The sequence below is a fragment of the Streptomyces sp. NPDC057002 genome, from assembly GCF_042673825.1.
GTDB lineage: Bacteria > Actinomycetota > Actinomycetes > Streptomycetales > Streptomycetaceae > Streptomyces.
This window is the reverse complement of sequence record NZ_JBHURZ010000001.1, coordinates 295,198-308,600: the sequence shown is the minus strand read 5'-3', so window position 1 is coordinate 308,600 and position 13,403 is coordinate 295,198. Positions and strand designations below refer to the sequence as shown.

The following is a 13,403-nucleotide window of genomic DNA, read 5'->3' as shown; positions in this document are numbered from 1 at the left end:
ATGGCCACCATCGTCTCCGTGTCCGGCAGCCCCTCAGCCACCTCCCGCACTCAGCGACTGCTGCGCCACCTCGATGCCCGGCTCACCGCCCAGGGGCACGAGGTGATCCCGCTGGACGTCCGGAACGTCCCCGCCGAGGCGCTCCTCGGGGCGGACTTCCGGCACCCCGAGATCGTCCGGGCCACCGCCCTTGTCGAGCAGGCGGACGGGGTCGTGGTCGGCACCCCCGTCTACAAGGCCGCCTACTCCGGACTGCTGAAGTCCCTGCTGGACCTGCTCCCGCAGTACGCACTGGCCGGCAAGACCGTCCTGCCGCTCGCCACCGGCGGGTCCGTCGCCCATGTCCTGGCCATCGACTACGCCCTGCGTCCCGTGCTGAGCTCCATGGGCGCCGCGCACATCGTCCCGGGCTGGTTCACCCTCGACAAGGACATCACCGTGAGCGATGACGGCTCCCTGACCGTCGCTCCCGGCTCGGCCGAGGCCCTGGCCCAGGTCACGGACCAGTTCTCCGCCGTGCTGGGCGGCCGTACGACCGTACTGGCGGCCACCGGATGAGCACGGCCCATGTGATCGCCGACGACGCCGAGGCCCTGGCCGTCGCCGCCGAACTGGCAGCGGACTTCCGGAAGGAAGCCGCCGAACGGGACGTACGGCGCAGGCTGCCGCACGCGGAGCTGGAACGGCTGTCCGCCTCGGGGCTGCCGGGCGTGAGCGTCCCGGCCGAGTTCGGCGGCGCGGACGTCCGTACCGGGACGCTCGCCGAGATCTTCCGGCTGCTGGCATCGGCCGACGCCAGCCTCGCCCAGATCCCGCAGAGCCACTTCGTCTACGTCAACGTGCTGCGCCGCCAGGGCACGCACGCCCAGCAGGAGTTTCTCTTCGGCGAGGTGCTGCGGGGCAGGCGGTTCGGCAACGCCCAGTCCGAGGCGGGCACCAAGCACGTCCAGGAGATCCGCACCAGGCTCGCGCCGCGGCCGGACGGCTCGTACGTCCTCGACGGCGTCAAGCACTACTCCACGGGCGCGCTGTTCGCCCACTGGATCCCCGTCCTGGCCCGGGCCGACGACGAGACCCTGCACGTGGCGTACGTACCGCGTGACGCCCCGGGCCTGACGGTCGTCGACGACTGGGACGGCATGGGGCAGCGCACCACTGCCAGCGGAACGGTCCGCCTGGAGCGGGTGCCCGTCCCGGCCGACCGGGTCCTGCCCCACCACCTCACCTTCCAGGGGCCCCAACTCCACGGCGCAGTGGCCCAGTTGCTGCACGCCGCCATCGACGCGGGGATCGCCTCCGGGGCGCTGGCGGAGGCCGTGGAGTTCGTCCGTACGAAGAGCCGGCCCTGGTTCGAGAGCGGGCTGGAGACGGCCGCGGAGGATCCGCTGCTGATCCAGCGGTTCGGCGAACTCGCGATCCGCCTGCGGGCGGCGGAGGCCCTGCTGCGGGAGGCCGCGCGGGCCGTCGACGCCGCCCGGGACGACCTGACCGACGACTCGGCCGCCGAGGCCTCGATCGCGGTGGCCACCGCCAAGGTGACCGCCGCGGAGACCGCCGTCGAGATCGGCAGCGCCCTCTTCGAGGTCGCCGGCACCCGGTCGGCGCTCGACTCCCTGGGCCTGCACCGCCACTGGCGTGACGCCCGCACCCACACTCTGCACGACCCGGCCCGCTGGAAGGTCCAGCACATCGGCCGCTACGTACTCAACGGCACCCGGCCGCCCCGGCACGGCCTGCTCTGACCCGCCCCCACCTCACGATCGGAGATCTCTCGTGTCCCTCACCTTCCACTGGTTCCTGCCCACCAACGGCGACAGCCGCCATGTCGTCGGCGGCGGCCATGGCACCCCGGCCACCGCCTCCGGCCGGGACCGGCCGCCGACGGTCGCCTACCTGAGCCAGATCGCGCGCGCCGCCGAGGATCTCGGCTTCGTCGGCGCCCTCACCCCCACCGGCGCCTGGTGCGAGGACGCGTGGCTGACGACGGCGATGGTCAGCCAGAACACCGAGCGGCTGAAGTTCCTGGTCGCCTTCCGGCCCGGCTTCGTCTCGCCCACGCTCGCCGCGCAGATGGCCTCCACCTTCCAGCGGCAGAGCGGCGGACGGCTGCTGCTCAACGTCGTCACCGGAGGCGAGAGCCACGAGCAGCGCGCCTACGGCGACTTCCTCGACAAGGACGCGCGCTACCGCCGTACCGGCGAGTTCCTGCAGATCGTGCGGGAGCTGTGGGAGGGCAAGACCGTCGATCTGCACGGCGAGCACCTCCAGGTGGCGGACGCGACGCTGGCCCGTGTGCCCGACCCGGTCCCCGAGGTCTACTTCGGCGGCTCCTCGCCGATCGCCGGAGAGATCGCCGCGCGGCACGTGGACGTGTACCTCACCTGGGGCGAACCGCCCGCGCAGGTCGCCGAGAAGATCGCCTGGATCAGGAAGCTCGCGGCCGAGCAGGGCCGCACCGTCCGGTTCGGCATCCGGCTGCACGTCATCACCCGCGACAGCTCCGAGCAGGCCTGGGCGGAGGCCAACCGGCTGCTGGACGGCTTCGACCCGGAGACCGTGGCGTCCGTGCAGGCCGGGCTGGCCCGCAGCGAGTCCGCCGGGCAGCAGCGCATGCTCGCCCTGCACGGCGGCGGCAACCGGGACGGCCTGGAGATCCACCCCAACCTGTGGGCCGGCATCGGCCTGGTACGCGGCGGTGCGGGCACGGCCCTGGTCGGCAGCCACGACGAGGTCGCCGAACGCATCAAGGAGTATGCGGCCCTGGGTATCGAGGAGTTCGTCCTCTCCGGCTACCCCCACCTGGAGGAGGCCTACTGGTTCGGCGAGGGCGTGCTGCCGAGGCTGGAGGCGCAGGGCCTGTGGCAGCACCCCTTCCCCCGGGTCGCGGCCTCCGCCCAGGTCCCCTTCGCGGGTGCGGGAAACCCACGATGACGCAGGTGATCGCCGACGACGCCGAGGCGGTCGCCGTAGCGGCCGAACTGGCCGGCGAGTTCGCCCGCGAGGCCGCCCGGCGCGACGCCGAGCGCATCCTGCCGCGCGCCGAACTCGACCGTCTCTCCGCATCCGGGCTGCTGGGCATCACCGTGCCCCGCTCCCACGGCGGTGCCGAGGTCGGCGCCCGCACCCTCGGCGAGGTCGTCCGGCTGCTGTCCGCGGCCGACGGCAGCATCGGCCAGATCCCGCAGAACCACTTCTTCTTCGTCGAGGTACTGAAGGAGAACGGCACGGCCGGGCAGCGCGACCTCTTCTACGCCGAACTGCTGGCGGGACGCAGGTTCGGCAACGCCCTCGCCGAGAAGGGCACCCGGCACGCGCTGGAGTTCTCCACCCGCCTGAAGCCCCGCCCCGACGGCTCATACACCCTGACCGGCACCAAGAACTACTCCACGGGCGCCCTGTTCGCCCACTGGATCCCGGTCTTCGCCCTCGCCCCGGACGACAGCCTCACCGCGGCCTTCGTCCCGTACGACGCCCCCGGGGTCACGGTGGTCGACGACTGGGACGGCATCGGGCAGCGCGGCACCGCGAGCGGCACCGTCCGGTTCGAGGACGTGCATGTGCCCGCCGACCGGGTGGTGCCCCACCACCTCACCTTCGAACGGCCCGAGGTCTTCGGCGCCTTCGGCCAGTTCATCCACGCGGCCGTCGACACCGGCATCGCCCGCGGGGCCCTGGAGGAGGGCGGCGAACTGATCCGGGACATCGCCCGGCCCTGGGGCGAGTCGGGCGCCGACCGGGCGAACGAAGAACCACTGGTGATCCACAGGTTCGGCGAACTGGCCCTGCTCGTACGCGCCGCCGAGGCCCTCCTCGACCGTGCCGGAGCCGCCATCGACACCGCCCGCGGTGCCCCGGACGACGCAGGGCTCGCGGCCGAGGCCTCCGTCGCCGTGGCCGCCGCCCGCGCCCAGGCCGACACGGCCGCGCTGACCGTGGCCAACGACGTCTTCGCCCTCATCGGCACCCGCTCCGTGACCGGCGGCCGCGGCCTGGACCGGCACTGGCGCAACGCCCGCACCCACACCCTGCACGACCCGCGCCGCTGGAAGATCCAGCACCTCGGCAACCACGCCCTCAACGGGGTCGCCCCGCCCGCCAACGGAATCGTCTGAGGACCCCATGACCACGACCGACTGGATCGCCACCGCCCGAGCCGTGGCCGCCGGCCTCGCCCAGGACGCCGCCCAGCGCGACAAGGCCAACAAGCCGCCCTTCGAGGAGGTGGAACGGCTGCGCGCGGCCGGGCTGCTCACGCTGCTCGTCCCCGCCGAGTACGGCGGCGGGGGAGCGGACTGGCGCACCGCCTACGCCGTCATCCGCGAGATCGCCTCCGGAGACGGCTCGATCGGCCAACTCCTGGGCTACCACTACCTGTTGTCCTGGAACCCGCGCTTCTTCGGTGAGCCCGCCACCGTCGAGCGGCTGGAGCGCGCGGCGGCCGAGGGGCAGTGGCTGTGGGGCGGGGCGTTCAACCCCAGGGACCCGGACGTCACCCTGACCCCCGACGGCGAGGGCTTCCGGCTCGACGGGCGCAAGAGCTTCGCCACCGGCGCCCGCGTGGCCGACCGGCTCGTCGCCGGCGCCACCCGCACGGACACCGGCGAACCCGTGGTCGCCTTCGTCGACCCGGCCCACCCCGGAGTCGTACGCCACGACGACTGGGACAACTTCGGGCAGCGGCTCTCGGCCAGCGGCAGCGTGGAGTTCCACGCCGTTCCGGTGGCGGCGGACGACATCATCGGGTCCCTCTCCGAGGAGGCGGACACCCTCTCCCCGTTCGCCACCCTCGTCACCCCCGCGATCCAGCTGGTCTTCGTCCACTTCTACCTGGGCATCGCCGAGGGCGCGCTCGCCGCGGCAGCCGACTACACCCGCGACACCACCCGCCCCTGGCTGCTGTCGGGCGTCGACTCCGCCACCCAGGACCCCTACACACTGGCCACCTACGGCGAACTCGCGGTGTCCGCCCGCTCGGTGCGGCTCCTCGCCGACCACGCGGCCGAAGCGGTCCAGCGCGGCATCGACCGAGGCCACGACCTCGCCGCCGAGGAGCGCGGCGAGATCGCCGTGACCGTCGCCGCCGCCAAGGTCGCCGCCACCAGGGCCGCCCTCGACATCACCGCCCGGATCCTCGAGGTCACCGGCGCGAGGGCGACGGCGTCCGAGCACGGCTTCGACCGGTTCTGGCGCAACGTACGCACCCACACCCTGCACGACCCCGTCGCCTACAAGCTCCGCGAGGTCGGCGACCACTTCCTGAACGGCGCCCACGCGCCTTTCACCCTCTACACCTAAGAAATCTCCCTACGTGAGAACTCTCGCGTAAGAAGAAGCCAGGAGAACCACCCCATGACCCCGACCCCGCGCCTCCCGCGCTCTCCGCTCTCCCGCAGACACCTGCTGCGCGCCGCCGGCGGTGCCGCCGCCCTCGCCGCCGCCGGCCCGCTCCTGACCGCCTGCGGCTCCTCCGAATCCGTCGCGCTCGACCCGACCGCCAAGCCCGACCTCGACGGGGTCACCCTCAAGATCCTGGCCAACCAGCCGAACGCCCTGTCGTTCAAGTACCTGAGCAAGCCCTTCGAGGAGGCCACCGGCGCCAAGCTGTCGGTGACACCCGTGCCGTACGACAAGCTCACGGCGAAGGCCGTGCTCGACGTGCAGTCCGGGGCGGGCCAGTTCGACGTCTTCATGTACTGGTACGCGGCCGTCGGCACCCTCGCCGAGGGCGGTGTCATCGAGGACCTCACCGCGTACATCAAGGCGCACAAGGACATCGAGGAGAGCGACTTCCTGCCGTCCCTGTACGACACCTACACCCGCTACGACGGCAAGCGCTGGGGCCTGCCCTACGACGGTGACACCCACATCCTCTTCTACAACACCGAGATCTTCGAGCGGCACAAGGTCGAGGCGCCCCGCACCTGGGACGAGTACAACGACATCGCCGCGAAGATCACCAAGGACGCCAAGGGCAAGTACTACGGCACCATCATCGAGGCCCAGCAGGTCCCCGTGATCCTCGGCTGCGCCTTCGCCAACCGCCTCGCCGGATACGGCGGTTCGTTCCTCGACGCGTCGGGCGCCCCCACCCTCGACACCCCGCAGGCGATCGAGGCCGCGCAGGTGCTGTTCGACGCCGCGCCCAGCGCACTGCCCACCCCGCTGCAGATCGGCTTCGACCAGGCGCTGCCCGCCTTCCTCGACGGCAAGGGCGCCATGCTCGACTTCTGGACCGACTTCGCCAAGCGCGCCCAGGACCCGGGACAGTCCAAGGTCGTCGACAAGTGGGCCGTCACCACGCTCCCGGTCGGCGGCGACAACACCAAGCCGCGTACCTCGCTGGACGCGGGCTTCGGACTGGCGGTGTCCACGGCGTCGAAGCAGAAGGAGGCCGCGGCCGCCTTCATCAAGTGGGCCACCGCCGCACAGCAGAACCTCCTCGTGCTCGCCCGGCCCGACGCGGGCGCCGACCCGATCCGCACCAGCACCCTCAGCTCCTCGGCGTTCCGCAAGAACTCGCCCGACTCCTACGAGGTCGTCCGCACCGGCCTCGCGGGCGACCCGCTGCCCTGGCCGACCGTGCCCAAGGCCCCCGACCTGCTCCAGACCCTGGTCGACGAACTCGCGCTCGGCCTGCAGGGCAAGCAGAGCGCGAAGACCGCTCTGGGGAACACGCAGCGGGCCTGGGCCAAGGAACTCAACGGAGCCTCCGGATGACAGCCAGGCCGGCCGCCCGGGTCCCCGGGGCGCTCGCCGCGCCGTCCGTGGCCTTCCTCGCGGTCTTCGCCGCCTACCCGCTCGTCTACGTCATCGGCCTGGCCTTCACCGACTCCACCCTCGCCCGGCCCCTGCAACGCTGGACCGGGTTCGACAACTTCCGCACCGCGCTGGAGAGCCAGTCGTTCACGGGCTCGCTGTGGCGGTCGGCGCTCTTCGCGGTGGTCGCCGCCGCCGTGCAGCTGGTGCTGGGCACCGCCCTCGCGCTCCTGCTGCGAGCCCGGGCCGCCCGCCCGGGCCTGCTGGGCACGCTCCTGCTGCTGCCGCTGGTCACGCCGCCCGTCATGGTCGGCGTGGCGTGGAAGCTGCTGCTGGCCCCGGTGGGCGGCGCCCTCAACGGCGTCCTGCACGCCGTGGGAATGCCCGGCGTGAACCCGCTCGGCAGCGGCACGGGGGCGTTCACCACCCTCGTCGTCATCGACAGCTGGCAGTGGACACCGTTCGTGATGCTGCTGGTGTACGCCGCGCTCCTCGGCGTACCGGACGAACTGCGCGAGGCCGCCGCCCTCGACGGCGCAGGACGCTCGCGCACCCTCCGCTCGATCGTCCTGCCGTACATCGAGCCGACCCTGCTCTCCGTCCTGCTGCTCAAGCTCGTGATCGGCTTCAAGGTCTTCGACATCGTCTACGTCGTGACGTCCGGCGGCCCCGGCTTCTCCACCACCACGAGTACGTACGACATCCAGCGCACCGCGCTGCAGGAGTTCGACGTCGGCGGCGCGGCAGCCGCGACCGTGCTGTTCTCCCTGCTGATCGGCCTGGTCACCAGCCTGGTGGCGATCCGCCGCAAGAAGTACGAGGAGGTGGCGGTATGACCACGCTCGAAGCCGTACGGGAAGAGGTCGCGGCCGAGCCCGAGACCAAGAGGCCCACACACCGCCAGGCCAGGCGCCGCCGTCCCACCGGCGTCACCGCGCTGCTCACGGTCATCGCCCTGCTCATGGCCGTACCGCTGCTGTACGTCGCCTCGCTGTCCGTCCGCTCCCGCGACGACGTCCTCAACGGCGGGCTGCTGCCCTCGCACCTGTTCTGGCGGAACTGGCCCGACACCTTCCGGGCCGTCGAGGTCGGCCACTACATCGTCAACTCCTGGACAGTCGCTGCCGGTTCGGTGGTGCTCACGCTGCTGATCGCCGTACCCGGCGCGTACTTCACCGCACGGGCCGGACGCCGAGGGGGCAGGCTCGCGACCCTGGTGCTGTCGAGCTACTGCGCCCCGCCCGTCGTCGCCGTCCTCCCTCTCTTCTATCTGCTGCGGAACCTGGAGCTGAACAACACCGTCACGGGGCTCGCCCTCGTCGACGGTCTTGCGAACGTGCCCGTGGCGATCTGGCTGCTGGACGGCTTCGTACGGAAGGTGCCGAAGGAGATCGAGGAGGCCGCCTGGCTCGACGGACTCGGCCCCTGGGCGAGCCTCAGGCGCGTCGTCCTGCCGCTCATCGCGCCGGGTGTGGCGGCCGCCGCGCTGATCTGCTTCTTCCTCAGCTACAACGAGTTCCTCTTCGCCCTCAGCTTCGCCCAGGACAGCAGTGCGCAGACCCTGCCGGTGCTGCTCTCCCTCTTCCAGGGCGACAAGAACGTCGAGTTCGGCCAGCAGGCCGTCGTCTCCCTCATCGGCATCGCGCCCGTCTACGTCCTGGCCGTGGCCGCCCAGCGCCGGCTCGTCGCCGGCCTCTCCTCCGGAGCCCTGAAATGACCCGCCGCATCCATCTGAACGCCTTCGACATGGCCTGCGTCGGCCACCAGTCGCCCGGCCTGTGGCGGCACCCCGACGACCAGGCGCACCGCTACACCGACCTCGCCTACTGGACCGACCTGGCACGGCTGCTGGAACGCGGCGGCTTCGACTCGCTCTTCATCGCCGACGTGCTCGGCGTGTACGACGTCTACCAGGGCTCGCGCGACGCCGCCGTCCGCCAGGGCGCGCAGATCCCGCTGTCCGACCCGCTGCCCGCCGTCTCCGCCATGGCAGCGGTGACCGAGCGCCTCGGCTTCGGCGTGACCGTGTCCCTCACCTACGAGCAGCCGTACAAGCTGGCCCGCACCCTCACCACCCTCGACCATCTGACCAAGGGCCGGATCGCCTGGAACGTCGTCACCTCCTACCTGGAGAGCGCGGCCCGCAACCTGGGGCTCGGCGAACAGGTCGGGCACGACGACCGCTACGAGGTCGCCGAGGAGTTCCTGGAGGTCTGCTACAAGCTGTGGGAGTACTCCTGGGACGACGACGCGGTCGTCCGCGACCGGGAACGGGGCGTCTTCACCGACCCCGGCCGCATCCGGGACATCGCCCACAAGGGCCGCCACTTCACCGTCCCCGGCGTGTTCCTGTCCGAGCCGTCGCCGCAGCGCACTCCGGTCGTCTTCCAGGCCGGCGCCTCCCCGCGCGGCCGGGCCTTCGCCGCCCGGCACGGCGAGGGCGTCTTCATCAACGCCGTCACGCCGGAGGCGACCCGCCGCGTCGTCGACGACATCCGGGCCAAGGCCGCCGCCGAGGGCCGCGACCCCTACAGCGTCAAGATCTTCATCCTGCTCACCGCGATCACCGCCCCCACCGACGAGGAGGCCCGGGCCAAGCACGCCGACCTGATCTCCTACGCCTCCCACGAGGGCGCCCTCGCCCTCTACGGCGGCTGGAGCGGCCTCGACCTGTCCGAACTCGCGCCGGACCAGCCCCTGGAGTACGTCGACACCGACGCCGTCCGCTCCGCGCTCGCGATCTTCTCCACCGCCGATCCGACCCGCCGCTGGACGCCCGACGACGTGGCCCGCTACCTGGGCATCGGCGGTATCGGTCCGGTGGTGGTGGGTTCCCCGGCCACGGTCGCCGACGAGCTGGAACGCTGGGTGGAGGAGGCGGACATCGACGGCTTCAACCTCGCCTACGCCGTGACGCCCGGCACCTTCGCCGACTTCGTGGACCTGGTCGTCCCGGAGCTGCGTTCCCGAGGCAGGCTCCCGGAGGACCCCACCGCTGCCACCACGCTGCGCGAACGCCTGCACGGCCCGGGCGGCGGACCTCGTGTCCGGGCCGACCACCCGGCCGCGGAGTACCGCGAACTGGCCGCCCAGGAGCGGAAGTCCCCCGGGTCCCACCTGGATTGACAGGCGATCAGAGCGCCTTGCGGGGGTTGAGGACGTGGTGCGGGTCGAAGGCCGCCTTGAGGCGTCGCTGCAGGGCGTGCTGCTCGGCGCCGAGTTCCTCGGCGAGCCAGCGGCGCTTCAGCGTTCCCGCCCGGCGAGGCCGCGGTCCAGGCCGTGCGTGCCCTGCTCGCGTCCTGCGCGACGGACCGGGCGGCGTAGCGCTCCCACCGCCTCGTCCATAACGTGAGTTCAGTTCGTCTCAGACCGGCGCCACCTTCCCGCCCGTCCGGGCGAGCCTCAGTCGGGCACCAGTACGGCTCGTCCGCGTATCCCGCCGGCACGCAGTGCGCCGATCGCGGCCGGGGCGTCGGTCAGCGGTAACAGGCTCGTCTCGACCCTGACGGCGCCGGAGCGCGCGAGCGCCACGACCTCCAGCAGCTCCGGCCGCGTCCCCCAGAACGGCAGTGAGAGTCGCAGTCCAGGAGGGAGCGCACCCGGCTTGCGGACCGTCAGTTCGCCGCCGCCGCTGCCGACCAGGGCGAGGTCCCCGCCCGGCCGCAGGGCCCTCACCGCCAGCTGGAGGGTGGCGGAGGTGCCGACGAAGTCGAGTACGGCGTCGACGCCCGCGCCGCCGGTCCGGCCCCGGAGGACCTCGGCGGTGTCCGGGCGTACGACCGTGCCGAAGTGGGCGCCGCAGTCGTGGGCGAGGGCGATCGCCTCGTCCCGTACGTCCACCGCGAGCACCTGGGCGGCGGTGACGGCGCGGAGGATCTGAATCGCCAGATGTCCCAGGCCGCCGACGCCGATGACGGCCACGCTCGTGCCGGCACCGCCCTCGGTGCCGCCCCACGCCGGCCGGATCCCGGCGACGGCGTGGTACGCGGTGAGTCCCGCGTCGGACAGCGGAGCCGCCTGCGTGGGGTCGAGGCCGCCCACGGGCAGGAGGAGTCGCGCCGACGGGACGAGCAGGAAGTCGGCCAGCCCGCCGTCGCGCCCGAGTCCGCCGCCGGTCCCGGTGCCGGCCGCGTCCAGGGCGGGGCGCCGGTCGCAGTAGTTCTCCGCACCCGCCGAACAACGCCCGCATCGCCCGCAGCCCCAGGGCCCGTAGACCACCACGCGCTCTCCGGTCCGTGGCCCGGTGGCGTCCGGGCCCTGCTCCGCCACCCGGCCGGCCACCTCGTGCCCGAGGGTGAACGGCGTCCGGTAGGGCAGGGCGCCGGGCCCCGCGTCGAGGACATGCAGGTCGGAGCCGCACAGTCCGGCCGCCTCGACCCGCAGCAGGACCTCCTCGCCCCTCGGCGTGGGCCGGTCCACCTCGGTGACCACCGGTGGGCCGCCCCAGTGCGTCAGCCGGACCGCTCTCATCCCGCCCTCCCGGCGCTGCCTGTTGACATGCGGCCCAGCGTAACAAAAATGAAGTCAGTTCAGTATCGCGTGGGAGGCGGTGGCCCGATGGGTGGCGGAAGCCCGGAGTACGGCCGTTTCGCGGGGCGGGTCGCGCTGGTCACCGGCGCGGGCTCCGGAATCGGCGCGGCGGTCGCCCGCGGGCTGGCCGGGCAGGGTGCCGAGGCGGTCGTCGCGGCGGACATCGACGGCCCGGCGGCCGAATCGGTGGCGAAAGGGCTGGCCGGAGTCCGCGCGGCGCCCGTGGACGTGGCGGACGCCGGGCAGGTCGACGGGCTCGTCGAAGAGGTCGTGCGAGAGCACGGGCGGCTGGACGTGGTGGTGCACGCGGCCGGCGTCGACGATCCGACCGTCAAGCAGTGGCTTGCCGACGCGGTGCTGGCCGGCCGGCCGCCCGAGGTGACCACGCGCCTCGGTCTCGAGGCGTGGCGACGGGTCCTGCGGATCAACCTGGACGGCACGTTCCACGTCCTGCGCGCCGCCCTGCGGGCGATGCGGCCCAACGGATCGGGGGCCGTCGTCACCTTCGGCTCCTCGGCGGCCTTCGACGCGCTCACCGGCTATCCGCACTACGCGGCCTCCAAGGCCGGCGCGCAGGCGCTCAGCCAGTCCGTGGCGAAGGAGGCCATCGCGTTCGGGGTGCGCGTCAACACGGTGGCTCCCGGCCCGACGGAGACCGGCATGGCCGCCCACACCCCCCAGGTACTGAGGGAGGGTTTCGCGGATCCCCGGGTGCGGCCGTACGCCACCCCGGAGGAGATCGCCGGGATCGCGCTGTTCCTGGCGAGCGACGAGGCGGCGAACCTCGTCGGCGCGGTGCTGCTCGCCAACGGCGGACGCTTCACGGCGTAGCGAGCGGCCCCGACGCGGCGATCACCCTGCGCGAGCGGACGGCCGACGCGCGAGCGGATCGCCGCGCGTGACGGCTGAGGAGCACGTGACGGCTCGGGAACAACACACCACTGCGATGCGGGGAGGCCCTGATGTTCCGGTTCGATCTCGACCCGGCGCTGCTGCTGGAGACGGAGGAGCGACGGCAACTGCGCGCGGTGCTGCGGGAGTTCCTGGCAGAGGTGTGCGGGCCCGAGGAGGTGCGCAAGCAGGCGAGCGGCCCGCGCGGCTTCGACCAGGCGGTGTGGGAGCGGCTCGCCGGCGAGATCGGGGTGCACGGTCTCGCGCTGCCCGAGGAGTACGGAGGAGCGGGCTGCTCCTTCGGCGAACTCGCCGTGGCGCTGGAGGAGACCGGCCGCGTCCTGTGCCCGGCGCCCCTGCTCCCGACCGTCGTACTCGCCGGAGACGCCCTGCTGGCCAGTGGCGACCGGCGAGCCTGCGAACGCTGGCTGCCGGGAATCGCCACCGGTGCCCTCACCGCGACGGTCGCCGGGTTCCTGCACGGATCCGAGGTCACGGCCGAACGCGGGCCGGACGGCTGGCTGCTGCGCGGGGAAGCGGACTTCGTGCCCGCGGGCGAGGACGCCGGGCTGATCCTGGTGGCGGCCCGGGCGCCGGACGGTGCGCGGCTGTTCGCCTGCGAACCCGACCCGGGAAGCTGCGACCGTACGGCGCGGAGGGTGCTGGACCCCACCCGCCGCCAGGCCCTCGTCCGGTTCCGCGGGGCGCCCGCCGAACCGGTGGGGGACGCGGGGCAGGTGCCCGGCCTCGTCGACGCCGTACTGGACTCCGGGCGGACGGCGCTGGCGGCCGAGCAGCTCGGCGGATGCGCTCACGCACTGGACGCCGTGCTGGAGTATGTATCGCATCGAACTCAGTTCGGGCGGCCGATCGGATCATTCCAGGCGATCAAGCACCGGCTGGCCGATCTCCTGGTCGAGGTCGAGGCGGCCAGGTCGGCATCCGGGTACGCGGCGGTCTGCCTCGCGGACTGGTCCGCAGAGTTGCCCGTGGTGGCGAGTGCCGCGGCCGTCGCCTGTTCCACCGCCTATCGGCGCGCGACGGCGGAATATGTGCAGCTCCATGGGGGGATCGGCTTCACCTGGGAGCACTCGGCGCATCTGTACATGCGCAGGGCTCGGGCCGATGACGCCTGGTTCGGCACCGCGGACGACCATCGCGTCCGGCTGGCGGGGCTCCTCGGCTTCACGGGGTGCGCTGCCTGACTCCGCGGTGACCGGCTCCGG

Annotated in this window: 13 protein-coding genes; 11 read left to right on the top strand and 2 right to left on the bottom strand. The window is 72.7% G+C overall.

The annotated features are described in order from the left end of the window. Genes ssuE through ACFT32_RS01385 form a run of 9 tightly spaced genes read left to right on the top strand, consistent with a single transcriptional unit; the run spans position 1 to position 9,882 of the window. Positions 1–558 carry an NADPH-dependent FMN reductase gene (ssuE, locus tag ACFT32_RS01425; protein ID WP_382484463.1) on the top strand — a complete coding sequence of 186 codons (558 nt, stop codon included), beginning with the start codon at positions 1–3 and terminating at the stop codon, positions 556–558. Further along, a complete protein-coding gene (locus ACFT32_RS01420) occupies positions 555–1,742 on the top strand; it encodes an SfnB family sulfur acquisition oxidoreductase (RefSeq protein WP_382484461.1) in 1,188 nt (395 codons plus the stop codon). The genes ssuE and ACFT32_RS01420 overlap by 4 nt, the downstream gene beginning before the upstream one ends. Positions 1,743–1,773: 31 nt before the next feature. Further along, the gene (locus tag ACFT32_RS01415; RefSeq protein ID WP_382484459.1) at positions 1,774–2,931 is read left to right on the top strand and encodes an LLM class flavin-dependent oxidoreductase; all 1,158 of its coding nucleotides are present in this window, start codon (positions 1,774–1,776) and stop codon (positions 2,929–2,931) included. Continuing rightward, complete coding sequence (locus ACFT32_RS01410; protein ID WP_382484457.1) at positions 2,928–4,112, top strand: SfnB family sulfur acquisition oxidoreductase; 1,185 nt, start codon at positions 2,928–2,930, stop codon at positions 4,110–4,112. Before ACFT32_RS01415 ends, ACFT32_RS01410 begins: the two co-directional genes overlap by 4 nt. 7 nt (positions 4,113–4,119) lie before the next feature. Next, positions 4,120–5,295: an acyl-CoA dehydrogenase family protein gene (locus tag ACFT32_RS01405; protein ID WP_382484455.1), complete on the top strand. Its 1,176-nt coding sequence runs from the start codon at positions 4,120–4,122 to the stop codon at positions 5,293–5,295. Between the two features lie 54 nt (positions 5,296–5,349). Then, positions 5,350–6,717 (top strand): ABC transporter substrate-binding protein, encoded by a 1,368-nt coding sequence (locus ACFT32_RS01400; protein ID WP_382484453.1) that lies wholly within the window; start codon positions 5,350–5,352, stop codon positions 6,715–6,717. After that, on the top strand, positions 6,714–7,592 hold the full coding sequence (locus ACFT32_RS01395; RefSeq protein WP_382484451.1) for a carbohydrate ABC transporter permease: 879 nt from the start codon (positions 6,714–6,716) through the stop codon (positions 7,590–7,592). Before ACFT32_RS01400 ends, ACFT32_RS01395 begins: the two co-directional genes overlap by 4 nt. Beyond that, the gene (locus ACFT32_RS01390; protein ID WP_382484449.1) at positions 7,589–8,473 is read left to right on the top strand and encodes a carbohydrate ABC transporter permease; all 885 of its coding nucleotides are present in this window, start codon (positions 7,589–7,591) and stop codon (positions 8,471–8,473) included. The genes ACFT32_RS01395 and ACFT32_RS01390 overlap by 4 nt, the downstream gene beginning before the upstream one ends. Beyond that, positions 8,470–9,882 (top strand): LLM class flavin-dependent oxidoreductase, encoded by a 1,413-nt coding sequence (locus ACFT32_RS01385; protein WP_382484447.1) that lies wholly within the window; start codon positions 8,470–8,472, stop codon positions 9,880–9,882. Before ACFT32_RS01390 ends, ACFT32_RS01385 begins: the two co-directional genes overlap by 4 nt. 7 nt (positions 9,883–9,889) lie before the next feature. Here the strand turns inward: ACFT32_RS01385 and ACFT32_RS01380 are convergent, their stop codons facing one another. Further along, a complete protein-coding gene (locus ACFT32_RS01380; protein ID WP_382487000.1) occupies positions 9,890–10,003 on the bottom strand; it encodes an FAD-linked oxidase C-terminal domain-containing protein in 114 nt (37 codons plus the stop codon). A gap of 155 nt (positions 10,004–10,158) precedes the next feature. After that, the gene (locus ACFT32_RS01375; RefSeq protein WP_382484445.1) at positions 10,159–11,226 is read right to left on the bottom strand and encodes an NAD(P)-dependent alcohol dehydrogenase; all 1,068 of its coding nucleotides are present in this window, start codon (positions 11,224–11,226) and stop codon (positions 10,159–10,161) included. 87 nt (positions 11,227–11,313) lie between these two features. Between ACFT32_RS01375 and ACFT32_RS01370 the strand changes: the two genes are divergently transcribed. Together ACFT32_RS01370 and ACFT32_RS01365 are read left to right on the top strand one after the other, a co-directional pair. Beyond that, entirely contained in the window at positions 11,314–12,117 is an 804-nt protein-coding gene (locus tag ACFT32_RS01370; protein ID WP_382484442.1) for an SDR family NAD(P)-dependent oxidoreductase, read from the top strand. Between the two features lie 131 nt (positions 12,118–12,248). Continuing rightward, positions 12,249–13,382 (top strand): acyl-CoA dehydrogenase family protein, encoded by a 1,134-nt coding sequence (locus ACFT32_RS01365; RefSeq protein WP_382484440.1) that lies wholly within the window; start codon positions 12,249–12,251, stop codon positions 13,380–13,382. Positions 13,383–13,403 lie beyond the last annotated feature (21 nt).

Coding starts and splice junctions, on each gene's coding strand:
- ACFT32_RS01375 (WP_382484445.1), bottom strand. CDS start 11,226: ATGAGAGCGGTCCGGCTGACGCACTGGGGCGGCCCACCGGTGGTCACC.
- ACFT32_RS01365 (WP_382484440.1), top strand. CDS start 12,249: ATGTTCCGGTTCGATCTCGACCCGGCGCTGCTGCTGGAGACGGAGGAG.
- ACFT32_RS01400 (WP_382484453.1), top strand. CDS start 5,350: ATGACCCCGACCCCGCGCCTCCCGCGCTCTCCGCTCTCCCGCAGACAC.
- ACFT32_RS01385 (WP_382484447.1), top strand. CDS start 8,470: ATGACCCGCCGCATCCATCTGAACGCCTTCGACATGGCCTGCGTCGGC.
- ACFT32_RS01395 (WP_382484451.1), top strand. CDS start 6,714: ATGACAGCCAGGCCGGCCGCCCGGGTCCCCGGGGCGCTCGCCGCGCCG.
- ACFT32_RS01370 (WP_382484442.1), top strand. CDS start 11,314: ATGGGTGGCGGAAGCCCGGAGTACGGCCGTTTCGCGGGGCGGGTCGCG.
- ACFT32_RS01410 (WP_382484457.1), top strand. CDS start 2,928: ATGACGCAGGTGATCGCCGACGACGCCGAGGCGGTCGCCGTAGCGGCC.
- ssuE (WP_382484463.1), top strand. CDS start 1: ATGGCCACCATCGTCTCCGTGTCCGGCAGCCCCTCAGCCACCTCCCGC.
- ACFT32_RS01405 (WP_382484455.1), top strand. CDS start 4,120: ATGACCACGACCGACTGGATCGCCACCGCCCGAGCCGTGGCCGCCGGC.
- ACFT32_RS01390 (WP_382484449.1), top strand. CDS start 7,589: ATGACCACGCTCGAAGCCGTACGGGAAGAGGTCGCGGCCGAGCCCGAG.
- ACFT32_RS01420 (WP_382484461.1), top strand. CDS start 555: ATGAGCACGGCCCATGTGATCGCCGACGACGCCGAGGCCCTGGCCGTC.